Source organism: Mesorhizobium sp. M1A.F.Ca.IN.020.03.2.1 (assembly GCF_004023205.1).
Classification (GTDB): Bacteria; Pseudomonadota; Alphaproteobacteria; order Rhizobiales; family Rhizobiaceae; genus Mesorhizobium.
Genome location: NZ_RZSV01000115.1, coordinates 1 through 17,125 on the forward strand (window position 1 = coordinate 1; position 17,125 = coordinate 17,125).

A 17,125-nucleotide genomic window follows, 5' to 3' on the forward strand; every position below is an offset into this window, starting at 1 on the left:
GAAAAGGACGGCGGCATCAGCCTGGCCAAGATCGCGCCAAAGGCGAGGGTCTACTGACATGGCATTGGCGGCCGCGGGATATTCCGGCACGCCCCTTGCGGCCAAGCTCGGCCTGAAGGACGGCATGGTCGCCGCCTTCATCGCGCTGCCGCCCGAGCTCGACGAGTTGGCTGGAGCCGTCGGGTTTGCCGAGGTCGATCGGCTGCCCTACTGGTCGGCGATCTCGGGCAACCGGAAATACGATGCCGTGCACGCTTTCACCCGGCAGCGCGCCGAGATCGAGGACGGCCTGGCCGGCATCGAGACGGCGATCAAGCGCGACGGCATGGTCTGGGTCTCCTGGCCGAAGAAGGCTTCGAACGTGCCGACCGACGTCACCGAGGACGTCATCCGCGCCGAGGCGCTCAAGCGCGACCTTGTCGACGTCAAGGTCGCGGCCGTCAACGATATCTGGTCCGGGCTGAAGCTCGTCATCCGAAAGGACCGCAGGTAATGGTCGAACTCACGCTACCCAAGAATTCGAAAGTCCAGCAGGGCAAGACCTGGCCGAAGCCGGAGGGCGCCACCAATCTGCGCGAATACCGCATCTACCGCTGGTCGCCGGATGACGACGAGAACCCGCGCATGGACACCTACTTCGTCGACATGGACGATTGCGGCCCGATGGTTCTCGACGCGCTTCTGTGGATCAAGAACAAGATCGACCCGACGCTGACGCTGCGCCGTTCCTGCCGCGAAGGCATTTGCGGCTCCTGCGCCATGAACATCGACGGCTCCAACACGCTGGCCTGCACCAAGGGCGCGGAGGACATTTCGGGCGCGGTGAAGGTCTATCCGCTGCCGCATATGGCCGTGATCAAGGACCTTGTGCCCGACCTCACCAATTTTTACGCCCAGCATGCCTCGATCCAGCCGTGGCTGCAGACGGTCTCGCCGACGCCCGCCAAGGAATGGCTGCAGAGCCATGAGGATCGTGAGAAGCTCGACGGGCTCTATGAATGCATCCTGTGCGCCTGCTGCTCGACGTCCTGCCCAAGCTATTGGTGGAACGGCGACCGCTATCTCGGCCCGGCCACTTTGCTGCAGGCCTATCGCTGGCTGATCGACAGCCGCGACGAGGCGACGGGCGAGCGGCTCGACAATCTCGAAGACCCGTTCCGGCTCTATCGCTGCCACACCATCATGAATTGCGCGCAGACCTGCCCGAAGGGTCTCAATCCCGCCAAGGCGATCGCGGAAATCAAGAAGATGATGGTGGAGCGCCGCGTTTAGGCTTGATCGCTCGCGAGAATCCCGAAAGCAGCGTCCTTCACACCCCCTCGGTCCTGCCGGACATCTCCCCCGCAAGGGCAGGGGAATCGCAGATAAGTTGATTGGCTATTGCCAAGCCGCAAAAGAAGGATTCTTGAGAGGCTTTCTCGTAGCAGAGGAGGCCCGAGTGCGGCTTGTTTTGTCGATCCTGCAAGCAGTTCGCGATCCGCGCGACATCAACGCGCGGCATGATCTTGCTGAACTTCTGTTTCTGGCGCTGGCGGCGACGCTGTGCGGGGCCAAAAGCTGTGTGGATATTGCGGAGTTCGCAGAGGGGCGCGAGGAGGAGCTGAAAGAGTTCATCGAACTGAAGCATGGGTGTCCGAGCCACGACACCTTCAGCCGGGTGTTTCGGCTTCTTGATCCGCAGGAGTTGTCGGATGCGCTGAGCGCCTTCATGGCGGCATTGCGGCGTGAACTTGGGCTCGGCCCACCGCGTGCCGTGGTGGCCGTCGACGGCAAGGCGCTTAGGCGCGGTTATGAGAAGGGCCGTGCCTTCATGCCGCCGCTGATGGTCAGTGCCTGGGATGCCGAGACGCGGCTGGCGATTGCGGCAACGCGGGCGCCGGCCTCCGACGAGGTTGCGGCGACGCTGGCGCTGCTGAAGAGCCTGGATCTCAAGGGCTGCACGGTGACGGCCGACGCCTTGCATTGTCGCCCCGAGACGGCCAAGGCGCTGCTGGCGCAGAAGGCGCATTATGCCCTTGGGCTGAAGGCCAACCGGGGTCGTCTGTTTGCCGCGGCCGAGAAAAGCTTCGCCGCGGCGGGCGAGATCGCCGGCTTCGAAACGCGCGACAGCGGCCATGGCCGCACCGAAGTGCGCCGCGCCAGCGTGCTGCCGCTTGCCAGGCTCAAGGACGCGCCCGCCTTCCCCGGCCTCAAGGCCATTGGCCGTGTCGAGGCCCTGCGCACCACTGCCGACGGCAAGACGACCACATCGGTCCGCTATATCGCCCTCTCCAAGGTGCTGACGCCCAACAAATTGGCTGAGACGGTTCGTGCCCACTGGACGATCGAGAACCAGTTGCACTGGACCCTTGATGTTGTCTTCCACGAGGATGACGCCCGCACCCGAAATGACAACGCGCCACAAAACCTGGCCGTCATCCGCAGGCTCGCCCAAAACATCTTGGCTGCCCATCCCCTCGACAAACCAATCGCCAGCAAGATGCGCAGGGCCAATTGGAGCAAAGACTTCTTCTATGAACTCTTTACTCATATGCGATAGCCCTGCCCGCAAGGGGGAGATTGGCTGTCATCACGGCTTTCGCTAATCTCCGACATTGCAACAAGGGGCGAGCGGCGCCGCAACTGCTGCCCCCTTGCGGGGGAGATGGCCGGCAGGCCAGAGGGGAGTGCTGTCCCTCCAGCGCCAAAAGGATACCAACCCAATGACCGATCTCCCCCTTCTCTCCGCCGTCGAAGCGCGCGTGCTGGGCTCGCTGATCGAGAAGAAGGAGCTGACGCCGGATGTCTATCCACTGACGCTCAACGGCGCGCATCAGGCCGCCAACCAGAAGACGGCGCGCGAGCCGGTGATGGCGCTGGAGCTGACGGAAGTCCGGCGGGCGCTGAGCACGCTCGAGCAGAAAGGCCTGGTGCGCCAGGCCTTCGCTTCGCGCGTCGAGCGCTACGAGCATTTGATGGCGCAGCGCTTTTCGCTGACCACGCCGCAGATCGCCGTCGTCGGCCTCTTGCTCCTGCGCGGCGCGCAGACGGCGCATGAATTGCTCGCCCGTTCGGAGCGCATGACGCGCTTTGCCTCGATCGAGGAGCTTCGCGACAATCTCGATTTGATGATCGGCCGCCGGCCGCCGCTGATCCAGCTGCTCGAACGCGCGCCAGGGCAGCGCGAGGAGCGCTATGTGCATCTCTTGAGCGGGGCGGTGGAAGCAGCCGCGGTGGCAGCGCCTTGGCAGCCGCCGGCGTCGACAGACCCCGACCTTGAAGCGCGGGTCAAGGCGCTGGAGGAAGAGGTCGCGGCATTGCGGGCGAAGATCGAGGCGCTGGGCGGCTAGCCACTACGGGAGATGTCGGCGGGACAGCGCCCCCCCTGTCCCGCCGGACTCCCCCCTAGACTAGGGGAGATTGGCAGTTCCGGCGCCGGCGCCCTTCTTTCACCGTCGGCGATTGGCGAAAGCCAACGCGACATCCGATCTCCTCCCTTGAGAGCCCTTGAGAGGGAGATGCCCGGCAGGGCAGAGAGGGGGGCGAAGGATCGCTGCCCCCGCAATCTGCATCACCCCAACCGTGCATCCAGCGACACGTTGATCGCCCCCAGTGCCTTCGACACCGGGCACTCGGCCTTGGCCTTCTCGGCCAGTTCCTGGAACTTTGCCGCATCGATGCCCGGGACCGTGCCGACCAAGGTGATGGCGCTGCCGGTTATGCCGGTGCCGGGCACCAGTGTCACAACAGCCTTGGAGTCGAGCGCGGTGGCCGGGGTGCCGTTCTCGGCGAGGAAATGCGACAGCTGCATGGCGTAGCATCCGGCATGGGCGGCGGCGATCAGCTCTTCCGGATTGGTGCCGGATTTGCCGCTCTCATCCTCGAAGCGCGCCTTGAAGGAATAGGGTATGCCCTTCAGAGTCCCGCTCTGCGTCTCCAGCGTGCCCTTGCCCTCTTTCAGATTGCCTTTCCAGACGGCGTTTGCGGTGCGGTCCATGAAGTCCTCCTGGCTTGTCGGGGTTCGCGCCGGCGGGCGCCGGCGTTCCGCTGAACTATAGCGCGAGCGCGCCGGAAGACCATGGCGCGATTGCGCCCGCGAAGTCGAAGCGCGCGAAAAAATTCTCGAAAAAACGCGTGCAAAAATGTCGACTTCCGGGCGGCCTGACCGTCCTGCGGGCGGCCACGAAGTTCGGGGCCGAAGGAGGTTGAAGATGGACAATCTGTTTTTCGCACTTTGGAGGCGCCCCGGCGGAAGGGTGCAGCGACCGGAAGAGTTCTGGCTGGATCCCCCGGCCTTCGGCCTCGGCCGGCTGGCGGCGGCCGTGGCCATAATCGGGATTGCGGCATGCCTGCTCGATCATGCGGCGGCCAGAAGCAAGGCTGACAGCATCGCGGTCGCCTCCTATGGTTCATCGCAGGAAGGGAACTGACAATGAAATATGTCCTGCTGGTCTACGGCGAGGAAAAGGACCTCTTCGCGCTCACGCCGGAACGATCCGCCAAGCTCGACGCCGATTCGCTCGCCTATGACAGGGAACTCGATCGACAAGGCAAGCTGATCATCGCGCAGGCGCTGCAGCCGGTGAAGATGTCGAAGTCGCTCAGGCGTCGCAAGGGCAAGCGGCTGGTTACCGACGGGCCGTTCGCCGAGACGAAAGAACAGCTGCTCGGCTTCGTCATGGTCGAGGCCGCGGATCTTGACGAGGCGATGGCGATCGCAGACGGCATTCCGCTGGCCGAGCTCGGCACCGTCGAGGTCAGGGCTGTCTACGACATACCGGGGTCATGACCCGGAGCTATTAGCGGTTTGTTCATCGCCGCAATTGTCGCGAGTTGAAGCGATGCTGTACTTCTTCTATCGTTGCCGCGGTTTCGGGGGAATTCGGCATGCCTTTTCTGCTCGCTATGCTTGGCCTGCTCGGCGTGGCGGCCATCTGGTGGTACCGGCTGAAGGCGATGAACGAGGCGGCCAGCGAGGTCGCCGACGTTATCGGCCGCGTGCAGGGCAATATCCGCCGCAAGAAGCTGCGCAAACAGGCGGCACTTTCGCCGCTGACGGCGATCGACGATCCGGTCGTGGCCGCCGCGACGCTGATCACCGCGATCGTTTCGGAACATGGCCCGATCCTGCCGCAGCGCGAAGCCGTCATCCGTGAGGTGATCGCGCAGATTGCCGACAACCCTAAGAAAACCGACGAGGCCGTCGTCTACGCCAAATGGGCGGCCGCGCAGGTCGACGACACCACGATCGTCATCGACAAGCTGGCGCCGTTCCTGCGCGAGCGCCTCGAGCCGCACGAACGGGACGATCTGCTCAGCATGCTGAACCGGGTGGCACAGGGCGGCGAGCACCGCCTGCGCATCGCCGATCAGCGGATGGTGAGGCTGCGACAGAAGCTGGGTTTTGAGGTCAATTAAGCTGAAGCAGTGGCGGCCGGATCGCCTACCCTCGTGATTGGCCGAAACGCTTCTCGCATTGTCATTCTATGGCGGAGCAAGGAGCGAAGCGACGCGGCGCAGACCATAGAATCCATTCCGTTACCTATAAGCGTTGCAGCGGTGCAGAATTCTGCTCGGCGGCATTCTTCGACCAAGGTCACCGCATGGATCCTCGGGTCTTGGCGTCCGCTTCGCTCCCGCTCCGCCCGTGGATGACGACGTCGCGTAGGCACCGGCCAATTGCTAGGCGCTAGATCGCTTCGCCCTTCAATAGCCGCGGCGTGTCGCCTGACAGGCCAGACGCCTGACGGATGAAGAAGTCCTTGAGCTTCGGCATGCGCTCGACGAGGCCGAGGCCGAGGTCGCGCACGGCGCGCAGCGGGCCGATGTCGTTGGAAAACAGGCGGTTCAGCACGTCGGTGGTGACGCCCATCTGCAGCGTGTCGAAGCGGCGCCATTGCTGGTAGCGCTCGAGCACGTCGAGCGCGCCGATATCCTGGCCGAGCCGGTCGGCCTCGACCACCACTTCGGCAAGTGCTGCGACATCCTTGAAGCCGAGATTGAGGCCCTGACCGGCGATCGGATGGATGCCGTGCGCCGCATCGCCGGCGAGCGCGATGCGCGGTGCGACGAAGGCGCGCGCAAGGATCAGGCCGAGCGGCCAGGCGCGCGGCTTGTCGGCGACGCGGATCTCGCCGAGCTTCAGCCCAAAGCGCTGCTCCAGCTCATGCTCGAAGACGAATTCGTCGCCCTCGACCAGCTTCTGCGCGTCTTCCGTGCGCTCCACCCAGACGATCGAGGAGCGATTGGTGCCGTCCTCCTCAGGCTTCAGCGGCAAGGTGGCGAAGGGGCCGGCGGGCAAAAAATGTTCCTCGGCGCGGCCATTGTGCGGGCGCTCATGCGCGACCGTGCAGACGATACCGGACTGGCCGTATTCCCATTTCACCGTCTTGATGCCGGCCATGTCGCGCAGCTTCGAATTGACGCCGTCAGCGGCGACGAGCAGGCAGGCCTTAAGCGCGGCGCCGTCGGCCAGATGCACGGTGATGCCGGCGCCGTTCGTGTCGAAGGCGCTGACAGCCATGCCTTCGATGACGTCGATGCCGAGTTTTTCGGCGCGGCGGCGCAGCGCGCCGTTGAGGACCCGGTTGGCCACCATATGGGCGAAGGGTTCGCCGGGCGCCACCTCGCCGTCGAAGGTCAAAAACACCGGGCGCACCGGATCGGCGGCGCGCGAATCGGTGATGATCATCTCGGTGATAGCCTGCGCCTCGGGCGCGATCTCGTCCCAGACGCCGAGCTGCTCCAGCATGCGGCAGGCCGCGGCGGCGATCGCCGAGGCGCGGCCGTCCTTCTGCCAGACGCCGGCAGGTGCCGCATCGACAATGGCGACGGCAAGGCTCGGTCGCGCCTGCTTCAGCGACACGGCCGCGGCAAGGCCGACGTAACCGGCGCCCGCCACCAGCACGTCCACCGAGGTTTTGTCCGCTGCATCCGCCTTGCGGTCGACCATGGCACTTTCCTTTCGCGGCCTCCGGCCACCGCGGCGGCCGTTGCAGCTTGACTGCCCGGCTCTCCTGTCCGAAACCCGCCATGACACATCTTCAAGGGAGGTGGAACATGACGGCGGCCATGGACGAGCTTCTCGACATTCTCGACCTCGAGCAGCTCGAACACAACCTGTATCGTGGTCTCAGCCCCAAGCTCGACTGGCAGCGCGTGTTCGGCGGCCAGACGATCGCTCAGGCGCTGGTCGCCGCCCAGCGTACTGTCGAGCCGGGGCGCCATGTGCATTCGCTGCACGGCTATTTCATGCGGCCCGGCGACACCAAGGTTCCGATCGTCTATGAGGTCGACCGCATCCGCGACGGCGGCTCTTTCACCACGCGCCGGGTGGTGGCGATCCAGCATGGGCAGGCGATCTTCTCGCTGGAAGCCTCGTTCCAGCAGGACGAGGTCGGGCTGGAGCATCAGCTGCCGATGCCACGCAACGTGCCGGCGCCCGACACGCTTTTGTCGCAGCGCGAGCTGCTCGGCAAGTTCGGCGAGGCGGTGCCGGAAGGCATCAAACGCTACTGGGAGCGCGACCGGCCGATCGAGATGAAGCCGGTAATGCTCAAGCACTATACCAGCCGCGAAAAGCTGGAGCCGGAGCAGAATATCTGGATCCGCACCACAGGCCCGGTGCCGGAAGACCGCGCCACGCAGGCGGCGGTGCTTGCCTATCTCTCCGACATGACGCTGCTCGACACCTCGACCTTCGCGCATGGCCGCGCCATCTTCGATCGCGACATCCAGGCGGCCAGCCTCGACCATGCCATGTGGTTCCACCGCAGTCATTCGCTGGACGACTGGATCCTCTACACGCAGGACAGCCCCTCCACGCAAGGCTCGCGCGGTTTCACCCGCGGATCGCTGTTCGCGCGCGACGGAACGCTGATCGCCTCGGTCGCGCAGGAAGGCCTCATTCGGCTGAAACGCTGAGCCGGCTTCGAGGCAAGCCTAGAAAGCAGGCATTTTCCAAATTTTGCCCGTTTTTTAATCATGAGCCATTGCGGCACTGCGCCCGTTTGTTGAGCAAGGGCTGCGGATCCCGTTTGTTTACAACAGGTTAATGCCCTGCTTCGGCAATTGGCACGGAGCTTGAATCCAGTCCTGCACTCTCCGGCTCTCCTCAGGATCGGTGAAGGTGTGCAAACGCGGGGGACCGCAACAGCGAAGGGTGAAACCTTATGAAAATCGTGATGGCAATCATCAAGCCGTTCAAGCTCGACGAGGTGCGCGAAGCGCTCACCGCCGTCGGCATCCAGGGCCTGACCGTCACCGAAGTCAAAGGCTACGGGCGTCAGAAGGGACATACGGAAATCTATCGCGGCGCCGAATACGCGGTCAGCTTCCTGCCCAAAATCAAGATCGAGGTCGCTGTCGGCGCCGACATGGTCGAGAAGGCCGTCGAAGCCATCAGCTCCGCCGCCAAGACCGGCCAGATCGGCGACGGCAAGATCTTCGTCTTCGGCATCGACCAGGCGGTGCGCATCCGCACCGGCGAAACAGACACCGACGCGCTCTGAGCGGCGACCAGCTATTCCAACGGAGAGTTCAATGAATATTCCTTCCCCCTTGAAGACGACGGGACGCGCGGCCGCTGCGCTCGCTCTCGTAGCGTTCAGCACCGCCGCCGCCTTCGCGCAGGAGGCCGCTCCGGCAGCCACGGCCGCAGCGCCGGCCGCCCCGGCGCCCGCGCTCGACACCGGCAACACCGCCTGGATGCTGACCTCGACGGCGCTGGTGCTGATGATGACCATCCCGGGCCTGGCGCTGTTTTACGGCGGCATGGTGCGCAAGAAGAACGTACTCGCCACCATCATGCAGAGCTTCGCCATCACCTGCCTGGTGACGGTGCTGTGGTTCATGTTCGGCTACTCGCTGGCCTTCTCCGACGGCGGCGGCATGAACAAGTTTATCGGCGGTGCCTCGAAATTCTTCCACCACGGCATCACCACTTCCTCGCTGTGGGCGCCCGGTGTGGCGAACATTCCTGAATTCGTCTTCTCGATGTTCCAGATGACCTTCGCCATCATCACCCCGGCGCTGATCGCCGGCGCCTTCGCCGAACGCTTGAAGTTCTCGGCGCTGCTCATCTTCATGGCGCTGTGGCTGCTGGTCGTCTACGCGCCGGTCGCCCACTGGGTATGGGGCGGCGGCTTCCTCGCCACCGCCGGTGTGCTCGATTTCGCCGGCGGCACCGTCGTCCATATCAATGCCGGTGTCGCGGGCCTGGTCTGCGCGCTCGTTCTCGGCAAGCGCGAGGGCTACGGCACCACCAACATGGCGCCGCACAACTTGGTCTATTCGGTGATCGGCGCCTCGCTGCTGTGGGTCGGCTGGTTCGGCTTCAACGCCGGTTCGGAACTGGCCGCCGACGGCCTCGCCGGCGCTGCGATGTTGAACACGCAGGTCGCCACCGCCGCGGCGGCGCTGGCCTGGATGTTCGCCGAATGGATCGTCGCCAAGAAGCCTTCGGTGCTCGGCATCATCTCGGGCGCCGTCGCGGGCCTTGTCGCGGTGACGCCTGCTTCCGGCTTCGTCAACCCGACCGGCGCCTTCTTCGTCGGCATCATCGCCGGCGTCGTCTGCTACCTGTCGGCGGTCAAGCTCAAGCACGCCATGGGCTATGACGATTCACTCGACGCCTTCGGCGTCCACGGCGTCGGCGGCATCGTCGGCGCACTGCTGACCGGTGTGCTCGCCGATCCGGCGATCAACAGCCTGTCGTCGGGCGCCTCGCTCGCCAAGCAGGCATACGGCGTCGCTGTCACCATCGTATGGACGGCGGTCGCCACCTTGGTCATCCTCTACATCGTCAAGGCGCTGGTCGGCCTGCGTCCGAGCACCCAGGAAGAGGTCGAGGGTCTCGACGTCACCCAGCACGGCGAAGTCGTGCCGTAAGGCCGACCCTGCCAGGGCCGGCGGATCCTTCTCCCGCCGGTCCGGACATCAAGGAAAGCTGCGGCGCGGCTTTCCCGATTTACTCCCAAGATCCCGTCGTGATGCCCTCGAAAGGGGCTCACGCCTTGAGGCCCGGAAGATCTTCCGGGCCTCCTTTTTTCTCGGATATGAGCATGGAGCGTTTCGATCACATTCACTTGATCGCGAATGTGTGAAACGTCCGCCCTTCCGGTTCCGTACTGGGATTGCGACCGCCATCGTGGTGTCGCCAAATATCAGGGAAGGAACCGACCAATGAACTGCAAGAATATCTTCCTGGGAGCAATGGCTCTGTCGATGGTCAGCGGTGTTGCACTTGCTGGCGCGCTCGACTCGCCTGACAACATGGCCCCGTTCTTCACCGATTCCAGCATGAAGACCATGAAGTCCGAGGCCGATTTCAAGGCCGCCTGGGCGACGACGGCAAAGGACAAGCAGGACGCGATGATGAAGGAGTGCCAGGACGCGGCGATGAGCAAGCCGCATGCCGAATTCTGCGCCAACCTGATGCAGTACGCCGGCCATAAGTGATGTGCGGAAGATCGGGTCCTTACAGGCCTGATCGTTTCGTCTTTGCCAATGAGAGATGGCGGGCTTCATGGGCCCGCCATCTCCTTTCCGGGGAGCATCTCGGCAAAAGGCCATGGTTAATGCGCCCTTAACCTTCCCGCCGATAGTCTGGGAGACGAATCTCCCGGCATGCGTCACGCATCCGGCCAGGCATCGACACACGGGGAAGAGGCATGCGTTCAGGCGCTTCAGCACCGCTCGCGCTGACCGATACGGGACACGGCATCCAGGCGTTCGCGCGGCGGCAGGTTGGGCGCCTGGTCGGCGCCGGGATGTTCGTGTTCACCGCTTTCGGCGTCGCCAGCCTCGCTACCTGGAACGTCGCCGATCCAAGCTTCTCGCACGCCACCAACAACCTCGTCACCAACGCCATGGGCTATGCGGGCGCGGTGTTTTCCGACCTTGCCATGCAGTTCTTCGGCCTTGCCGCCGTCGCTGGGCTGGTGCCGGCGGTGATCTGGGGTTTTCTGCTCTTCTCCGCCCGCGGCATCGACAGGCTGGGCAAGCGCGGGCTTGCCTGGTTCGGCTTCGCGCTGCTTGCCGCGGCGATCGTCGGCTGCGTGACGCCGCCCAACACCTGGCCGCTGCCGACCGGTCTCGGCGGCGTGTTCGGCGATATGGTGCTGAAGATCCCGGGCATCGCCGTCGGCGGCTATCCGAAGGGCCTTTTCGCCACCATCATCGCCGTTGTGCTCGCGACGCCGGCGCTCTGGCTGTTCGCCTATGGCTCGGCGCTGATCGCGCGCAAGAACGGCTTTGCCGTCATGGAGCGCGCCGCCGAGCCGGAACCGCGCGAGCAGGACGATCTGCTCTTCGATGAGGATGAAGACGAGGGCGACGAAGGCATTCTTGCGCTCGGCGCCATCACCCATTGGTGGCTGTCCTTCCGTGCATGGATGCATCGGCGTGCCGCGCGCCGCAGGCAGGAGCGTGACGAGTTCGAGCCTCAGATTGAGCCGCGGGCCAGCGCCTGGCGCCGCGCCGCCGAACGGGTCGAATCGGCCGAGTACGCCGAATCCAGGATGAGCCCCGGCGGCCGCGCCCGTGTCGAGCCGGAATTCTTCGCCGCAATGGTCAACGACCGCAGCGCTTCGGTCGATCCCGTGGACGACAATGTCTTCGACGACGAAGAGGCCGATCTCGACGACTTCGACGACGAGGAGCCGGTCCAGCGCCGCGCCAATGTGCGCAACTTCCGCTCGGACGCGGCGACGCGCGTGGAGGCGCCTGCGCCGCGCCCGGTGCAAGGCGCACGCGTTCAGCGCGAGGCGCAGACCTCGCTCATCGGCTCCGGCACGTTCGAGATGCCGTCGCTGCATTTCCTGTCCGAACCGAAGAACGTCGCGAAAGACCCGAGCCTGTCGAAGGACGCGCTGGAGCAGAACGCAAGGCTGCTCGAAGGCGTGCTCGAGGATTTCGGCGTCAAGGGCGAGATCATCCATGTCCGCCCGGGTCCGGTCGTCACGCTCTATGAGCTGGAACCTGCGCCCGGTATCAAATCCTCGCGCGTCATCGGCCTCTCCGACGACATCGCCCGCTCGATGAGCGCGATCGCCTGCCGCGTCGCCGTCGTGCCCGGCCGCAACGCCATCGGCATCGAACTGCCGAATGCCAAGCGCGAGACAGTCTATCTGCGCGAGATCATGGCGAGCCGCGACTTCGAAACCACCAAGGCGAAGCTCGCCTTGGCGCTCGGCAAGACCATCAACGGCGAGGCGGTCATCGTCGACATCGCCAAGATGCCGCATGTGCTGGTCGCCGGCACCACCGGCTCGGGCAAGTCGGTCGCCATCAACACCATGATCCTGTCGCTGCTCTACCGGCTCACCCCGCAGGAATGCCGGCTGATCATGATCGATCCGAAGATGCTCGAGCTCTCGGTCTATGACGGCATCCCGCATCTGCTCACGCCCGTCGTCACCGATCCGAAGAAGGCCGTGGTGGCGCTGAAATGGACGGTGCGCGAGATGGAGGACCGCTACCGCAAGATGTCCAAGGTCGGCGTGCGCAACATCGACGGCTTCAACGCTCGCGTCAGCCAGGCCGAGAAGAAGGGTGAGAAAATCTCGCGCACCGTGCAGACCGGCTTCGACCGCCAGACGGGCGAGGCGATCTACGAGACGGAGGATCTCGACCTCGAGCCGATGCCCTATATCGTCGTCATCATCGACGAAATGGCCGACCTGATGATGGTGGCCGGCAAGGACATCGAAGGCGCGGTGCAGCGCCTGGCGCAGATGGCGCGCGCCGCCGGCATCCATGTCATCATGGCGACGCAGCGCCCGTCGGTCGACGTCATCACCGGCACCATCAAGGCCAATTTCCCCACCCGCATCTCATTCCAGGTAACGTCGAAGATCGACAGCCGCACCATCCTGGGCGAGCAGGGCGCCGAGCAGCTGCTCGGCATGGGCGACATGCTCTACATGGCGGGCGGCGGCCGCATCCAGCGTGTCCACGGTCCCTTCGTCTCGGACGACGAGGTCGAACGGATCGTCGGCCATCTCAAACTGCAGGGCGTGCCGGAGTATCTCGACGCCATCACCGAGGATGACGAGGAAGACGATGAGGACGGCGCCTCGGGCCGGGGCGGTTCCGGCGGCGGCGGTGGGGGCGGCAATTTCGAGGATTCCGACGATCCCTACGATCAGGCGGTGGCCGTGGTGCTGCGCGACGGCAAGGCCTCGACCAGCTACATCCAGCGCCGGCTGGGCATCGGCTACAACCGCGCGGCGTCAATCATCGAGAAGATGGAGAAGGAAGGCATCGTCGGCCCGGCCAACCACGCCGGCAAACGCGAGATTCTCGTTCCCACCGAGGACGATAAGTTCTAGAGCGGCGACGTCCACGGGAGGCGGCCGGCAACTTTGAACCCTCTGGCGCGTTGATGCGACCAAGCGCCGTGCGACCCGCCAAACTTAGGCCCAACTGGCGGTCCAGAGACTGCGACCAAGGCAAATCACAGGAAGTGAACGGCATGAAGACCCAGACAGATTTCGCTCCGACCCGCCGACAGCTGCTCGGCCTTGGCCTGGTGCTTGCGGGCGCCGCCGCCATCAATGTCGTGCCGGGCTTCCAACTTCTGGCCTTGGCTCAGGCCGCCGTTCCGCCGGCGGCGCAAAAGATCGCCGACCATTTTTCCTCGGTCAAATCGATGAGCGGCGAATTCGTGCAGTTCGGCCCGAAGGGCGAGCAGACCGGCGGCAAGTTCTTCCTCGAACGTCCCGGCAAAATCCGTTTCAACTATGACGGATCGTCGAATTTCCGGGTGATCTCGGACGGCAAGTCGGTCGTCATCCTCAACAAGAAGCTGAACACCTCCGACCTCTATCCGCTGTCGAAGACGCCCTTGAAGCTTTTGCTCGACGACCGGATCGATCTCTCCGGCGGGCGCGTGAAGGCCGTCAAGGAAGAAGACGACCTCACCACCATCCAACTCTCCGACAAGTCGGTGTTCGGCAACGCCAAGATCACCATGATGTTTGATCCGAAGACCTATGAACTGCGCCAGTGGACGATCACCGACGCGCAGGGCAAGGACACGACGGTGATGATCTTCAACGTCAAGGAAGGCGTCTCCATTCCGGACGGCACCTTCGCCATCGACTATACGGCGAACCGCGAGCTCAATACCAAGACGCGGTAGGTCCGCCCATATTCAGGGCAGGGCCGGCTTGCAGCGCGGGCCGGCTTGTCTTTATGGCGCGTGGCTGGCAGTAGATCGGCGATCTTTTGCCGGACCTGCCTGAATGCCCTTCACCATAGCCACCTGGAACATCAACTCGGTGCGTCTGCGCATGCCGATCGTCGAGCGGCTGCTCAAGGAGCACGCGCCGGACGTGCTCTGCCTGCAGGAAACCAAGGTCCCGGACGAGCTGTTTCCGGAAAAGGCTTTCCGCAAGGCCGGATACCAGCACATCCTGTTCCACGGCCAGAAAGGCTATCACGGCGTGGCGACGGTCGCGCGCCGGCCGATCGCGCTGGTCGAGAAGCGGCGTTTCTGCGAGATCGACGACAGCCGGCATCTCTCGGTCAGGGTCCAGGCCGGCGGCAGGTCGATTCTGCTGCACAATTTCTACGTTCCGGCCGGCGGCGATGAGCCCGACCCGGAGATCAACCGGAAATTCCGCCACAAGCTCGATTTCGTCTATGAGATGAACAGCGTGCCGGCGAGCGAGCACGATGCCTCGATCCTGGTGGGCGACCTCAACATCGCGCCGCAGGAGCATGACGTGTGGTCGCACAAGCAATTGCTCAACGTCGTCAGCCACACGCCGGTCGAGACCGAAAACTTCGAGGCGATGCGGCGGGCCGGCGGCTGGGTTGACCTGATGCGGCTCAACGTGCCGGCCGAGCAAAAGCTCTACACCTGGTGGAGCTACCGCGCGAAGGACTGGCAAGCATCGGACCGCGGCCGGCGGCTCGACCATATCTGGTCGTCCGCCAATCTGGTGCCGAGCTTTGCCGGTTACGAGATTGTCAAGGCGGCGCGCGGCTGGGAGAAGCCGTCGGACCATGTGCCGGTCATCGCTAAGTTTGAATTGGATTGAGCGCTATCAATCGGCAGAGACGCTGCGGCGCGTCTATTCCGTAAACCGTGGCGCGAGCTCCTCGATGCGGGCGATCATCTCTTGGAATTCCTCCAGGATGCGCTCGTGCAGCTGCACCGCGAGCTCCGGATATTCCTCGAGGATGCGGCGAAACATCTTTCGGCTCAAGCGGATAACTTCCGAATCGATCGCGGCCGAGGCGCTGGTCAGCCGGTTGGTGTCGGCGATAAGGGCCAGTTCGCTGAGCATGGCGCCGGGGCCTGCCGTGCCGATCGGGACGCGTTCGCCGGTGCCTTGCTCGCGATAGAGGACTATGCGCCCGCTGACGACGATATAGGCCGAGTCGGCCACGTCATCCTCGCGGTAGAGCTTGTGGTCGGCCTGCAGAAAAGTGGTCTCGGCGCCGAAGGCCAGCAGGCGCAACTGTTCCTGCGTGAAGCCCTGAAAAAGCTTCACGGCGGACAGGATGCGGATGTCGTCATCCAGCGCCATCCTAGCTGTGTCCCCGAGCGGTCAGTCCAGTCCCTCCTTTGGAGCGCCGTCTCCTTGCGGGAGCGCGCACTCCAACTTTCAATCACGCATCGTGCGATGCGTGCAGCGAGCCGATCCATCACCCTCCAGCATCAGGATCGTACCCGAGGCAATCCCGCCCGACCGCCTATCTGTTTGGTTCGACGCAATTCCGATCGGAAAACCGCTTTCACACTTTTCCTGGAATCGCTCTAGATCATGAAATGTTTAAGGAACCAGCTTGTAGCCGCCGCTTTCTGTCACAAGAATTTCGGCATTGGAAGGATCGCGCTCAATCTTCTGGCGCAGCCGGTAGACATGGGTTTCCAGCGTGTGGGTGGTGACGCCGGAATTGTAACCCCACACTTCTTCCAAGAGCACGTCGCGCGTTACCACCTTCTGGTCGGCGCGATAGAGATATTTGATGATCGAGGCTTCCTTTTCGGTCAGCCGCACCTTGGCGCCGCGCGGATCGATCAAAAGCTTCTGGCTGGGCTTGAAGGTGTAGGGGCCGACCGAGAAGGTGGCGTCCTCGCTCTGCTCGTGCTGGCGCAACTGCGCACGGATGCGCGCCAAGAGCACCGCGAAGCGGAAAGGCTTGGTGACGTAATCGTTGGCGCCGGCCTCGAGCCCCAGAATGGTGTCGGAATCGGTGTCGTGGCCGGTCAGCATGATGATCGGGGCCTTATAGCCGCCCTTGCGCAGGATCTTCACCGCCTCGCGACCGTCCATGTCTGGCAGGCCGACGTCCATGATGAGCAGATCGACAAGGCCGCCGCGCGCCGTGGCGACGCCTTTTGCGGCAGTGGCTTCCTGCTGGACGTCGAATTCCTCGTAAAGCGCCAGTTGCTCGACGAGGGTGGCTCGCAGGTCGTCGTCGTCGTCAACGATCAGAATGGTGCGTGATGTCATGATCAATCCGTTGTTTTAAAAAGAATATTCAGTTGACCTCCCCCCATTTATGCGGAAGCTCACCGGCGCAACAGTCGTTCACAGTGATTTGTTCCGTGAGACAATCATACAAGAAAAAACGCGCGCGCAATGCGGCAGGCGAATTTTTGCCGAAGGGGCTGCATGTCCTGGTTGTGCGTGCGAGGCCCGGCAACCCTGCGCAGGGATTGCTGCAAGCCGGCCAAACGGTGTTTCCCTGCGCCCTCGGGCGCGGCGGCATTTCCGCCAGCAAGCGCGAGGGCGACGGCGCGACGCCACTGGCTGCGATGCGGATATTGTCAGGCTATTTCCGCAACGACCAGTTTCCCGGCGGCCGCCGGACGGGGCTGGCGATGGCGCCGATCGGCCCGGATCTCGGCTGGTGCGAGGTGCCGGACGACCGCAACTACAATCGGCCGGTTAAGATCCCTTACGGCGCCAGCCATGAACGGATGCGGCGCGCCGACCGGCTCTACGATGTGTGCCTGGTGCTGGACTGGAACATCGCGCCGCGCCGGCGCGGGTGCGGCAGCGCGATCTTCTTCCATCTGGCGCGTCCCGGCTTCACGCCGACGCAAGGCTGCGTCGCGGTAACGGCGCGCACCATGGCGAGGCTGCTGCCGCTGCTGTCGGACCGGACCGTGGTGAAGGTAGTGAGG

General features: G+C 64.0%; 19 protein-coding genes. 15 read left to right on the forward strand and 4 right to left on the reverse strand.

The features are described 5' to 3' along the window. Positions 1 to 58 precede the first annotated feature (58 nt). The 4 genes from EOA79_RS18570 (at position 59) to EOA79_RS18585 (ending at position 3,329) form a co-directional block, all read left to right on the forward strand. Positions 59 to 493 (forward strand): DUF3052 family protein, encoded by a 435-nt coding sequence (locus EOA79_RS18570; RefSeq protein WP_095799643.1) that lies wholly within the window; start codon positions 59 to 61, stop codon positions 491 to 493. After that, a complete protein-coding gene (locus EOA79_RS18575) occupies positions 493 to 1,272 on the forward strand; it encodes a succinate dehydrogenase iron-sulfur subunit (protein WP_095825188.1) in 780 nt (259 codons plus the stop codon). Before EOA79_RS18570 ends, EOA79_RS18575 begins: the two co-directional genes overlap by 1 nt. Before the next feature lie 166 nt (positions 1,273 to 1,438). Continuing rightward, a complete protein-coding gene (locus EOA79_RS18580; RefSeq protein WP_095825189.1) occupies positions 1,439 to 2,539 on the forward strand; it encodes an ISAs1 family transposase in 1,101 nt (366 codons plus the stop codon). A 163-nt stretch (positions 2,540 to 2,702) separates the two neighbouring features. Continuing rightward, positions 2,703 to 3,329: a DUF480 domain-containing protein gene (locus tag EOA79_RS18585; protein ID WP_095825190.1), complete on the forward strand. Its 627-nt coding sequence runs from the start codon at positions 2,703 to 2,705 to the stop codon at positions 3,327 to 3,329. Positions 3,330 to 3,550: 221 nt separating this feature from the next. Here the strand turns inward: EOA79_RS18585 and EOA79_RS18590 are convergent, their stop codons facing one another. Beyond that, complete coding sequence (locus tag EOA79_RS18590; RefSeq protein WP_095825191.1) at positions 3,551 to 3,976, reverse strand: OsmC family protein; 426 nt, start codon at positions 3,974 to 3,976, stop codon at positions 3,551 to 3,553. Positions 3,977 to 4,190: 214 nt separating this feature from the next. Here EOA79_RS18590 and EOA79_RS18595 point away from each other — a divergent pair, with 214 nt between their 5' ends. The 3 genes from EOA79_RS18595 (at position 4,191) to EOA79_RS18605 (ending at position 5,397) form a co-directional block, all read left to right on the forward strand. Further along, positions 4,191 to 4,409 carry a hypothetical protein gene (locus EOA79_RS18595; protein ID WP_067322949.1) on the forward strand — a complete coding sequence of 73 codons (219 nt, stop codon included), beginning with the start codon at positions 4,191 to 4,193 and terminating at the stop codon, positions 4,407 to 4,409. A 2-nt stretch (positions 4,410 to 4,411) separates the two neighbouring features. Continuing rightward, positions 4,412 to 4,768, forward strand: a complete 357-nt coding sequence (locus EOA79_RS18600; RefSeq protein WP_095782697.1) for a YciI family protein — start codon at positions 4,412 to 4,414, stop codon at positions 4,766 to 4,768. 98 nt (positions 4,769 to 4,866) lie between these two features. Further along, positions 4,867 to 5,397: a hypothetical protein gene (locus EOA79_RS18605; protein WP_095799646.1), complete on the forward strand. Its 531-nt coding sequence runs from the start codon at positions 4,867 to 4,869 to the stop codon at positions 5,395 to 5,397. 271 nt (positions 5,398 to 5,668) lie between these two features. Here EOA79_RS18605 and EOA79_RS18615 read toward each other — a convergent pair whose 3' ends face one another. Beyond that, the gene (locus EOA79_RS18615; protein ID WP_095825193.1) at positions 5,669 to 6,931 is read right to left on the reverse strand and encodes a ubiquinone biosynthesis hydroxylase; all 1,263 of its coding nucleotides are present in this window, start codon (positions 6,929 to 6,931) and stop codon (positions 5,669 to 5,671) included. Between the two features lie 107 nt (positions 6,932 to 7,038). Between EOA79_RS18615 and tesB the strand changes: the two genes are divergently transcribed. The 7 genes from tesB to EOA79_RS18650 all read left to right on the forward strand — a co-directional run bounded on the left by tesB (position 7,039) and on the right by EOA79_RS18650 (position 15,026). Then, entirely contained in the window at positions 7,039 to 7,902 is an 864-nt protein-coding gene (tesB, locus tag EOA79_RS18620) for an acyl-CoA thioesterase II (RefSeq protein ID WP_128293164.1), read from the forward strand. A 248-nt stretch (positions 7,903 to 8,150) separates the two neighbouring features. Continuing rightward, positions 8,151 to 8,489, forward strand: a complete 339-nt coding sequence (locus tag EOA79_RS18625) for a P-II family nitrogen regulator (RefSeq protein ID WP_095825194.1) — start codon at positions 8,151 to 8,153, stop codon at positions 8,487 to 8,489. Between the two features lie 196 nt (positions 8,490 to 8,685). Then, on the forward strand, positions 8,686 to 9,867 hold the full coding sequence (locus EOA79_RS18630) for an ammonium transporter (protein ID WP_245322420.1): 1,182 nt from the start codon (positions 8,686 to 8,688) through the stop codon (positions 9,865 to 9,867). A gap of 294 nt (positions 9,868 to 10,161) precedes the next feature. Beyond that, the gene (locus tag EOA79_RS18635) at positions 10,162 to 10,437 is read left to right on the forward strand and encodes a hypothetical protein (RefSeq protein ID WP_066998346.1); all 276 of its coding nucleotides are present in this window, start codon (positions 10,162 to 10,164) and stop codon (positions 10,435 to 10,437) included. 212 nt (positions 10,438 to 10,649) lie between these two features. Continuing rightward, entirely contained in the window at positions 10,650 to 13,310 is a 2,661-nt protein-coding gene (locus EOA79_RS18640; RefSeq protein ID WP_095825195.1) for a DNA translocase FtsK, read from the forward strand. Positions 13,311 to 13,453: 143 nt separating this feature from the next. Continuing rightward, positions 13,454 to 14,122 carry an outer membrane lipoprotein carrier protein LolA gene (locus EOA79_RS18645; protein ID WP_066998340.1) on the forward strand — a complete coding sequence of 223 codons (669 nt, stop codon included), beginning with the start codon at positions 13,454 to 13,456 and terminating at the stop codon, positions 14,120 to 14,122. Positions 14,123 to 14,225: 103 nt separating this feature from the next. After that, positions 14,226 to 15,026 carry an exodeoxyribonuclease III gene (locus tag EOA79_RS18650; protein ID WP_067322968.1) on the forward strand — a complete coding sequence of 267 codons (801 nt, stop codon included), beginning with the start codon at positions 14,226 to 14,228 and terminating at the stop codon, positions 15,024 to 15,026. Between the two features lie 33 nt (positions 15,027 to 15,059). On the opposite strand, the gene EOA79_RS18655 is transcribed toward EOA79_RS18650, so the two are convergent. Together EOA79_RS18655 and EOA79_RS18660 are read right to left on the reverse strand one after the other, a co-directional pair. After that, on the reverse strand, positions 15,060 to 15,518 hold the full coding sequence (locus EOA79_RS18655; protein ID WP_067322970.1) for a cyclic nucleotide-binding domain-containing protein: 459 nt from the start codon (positions 15,516 to 15,518) through the stop codon (positions 15,060 to 15,062). 246 nt (positions 15,519 to 15,764) lie between these two features. After that, positions 15,765 to 16,448 carry a response regulator transcription factor gene (locus EOA79_RS18660; RefSeq protein WP_066998380.1) on the reverse strand — a complete coding sequence of 228 codons (684 nt, stop codon included), beginning with the start codon at positions 16,446 to 16,448 and terminating at the stop codon, positions 15,765 to 15,767. 146 nt (positions 16,449 to 16,594) lie between these two features. On the opposite strand from EOA79_RS18660, the gene EOA79_RS18665 reads away from it, so the two are divergent. Beyond that, the coding region (locus EOA79_RS18665) for a L,D-transpeptidase (RefSeq protein WP_245322417.1) at positions 16,595 to 17,125 on the forward strand (531 nt) is incomplete at its 3' end.